Annotated in this window: 1 protein-coding gene; it reads right to left on the bottom strand. The window is 35.4% G+C overall.

The window, feature by feature from the left end; translation table 11 throughout:
* Positions 1–85: 85 nt before the first annotated feature.
* Positions 86–472, bottom strand: a 387-nt coding sequence (locus tag GPA21_RS20410) for a tRNA-dihydrouridine synthase (RefSeq protein WP_168989876.1), incomplete at its 5' end; no start/stop codon positions are given.

Genomic DNA, 472 nt, shown 5'->3' on the forward strand with positions numbered 1-472 from the left:
CTTCTTTAAAAAGTAGGTACATTAGTCTTTAACACAAACAAAAAAGGAGGAACATTACATTCCTCCTCAACCTTTATTACTCATACTATAATTCAATTTTAACGTCTTCGTCCATTTGGGCTTCAAATTCATCTAGTAGTGCTCGTGCTTCTGCAATTGATTGTGTGTTCATCAATTGATGGCGAAGTTCGCTAGCGCCTCTTATGCCACGCACATAGATTTTAAAGAATCTACGCAAGCTCTTGAATTGTCGTATTTCATCTTTTTCATATTTGTTAAACAATGATAGATGCAATCTCAACAGATTTAATAGTTCTTTGCTTGTGTGTTCGCGTGGTTCTTTTTCAAAAGCGAATGGATTGTGGAAAATGCCTCTACCAATCATGATGCCATCAATACCATATTTTTCTGCAAGTTCAAGTCCTGTTTTTCTATCGGGAATATCACCGTTAATTGTTAACAATGTATTTGG

Origin of the sequence: Azoarcus taiwanensis, from assembly GCF_012910885.1 — a bacterium.
Classification (GTDB): domain Bacteria; phylum Pseudomonadota; class Gammaproteobacteria; order Burkholderiales; family Rhodocyclaceae; genus Azoarcus_F; species Azoarcus_F taiwanensis.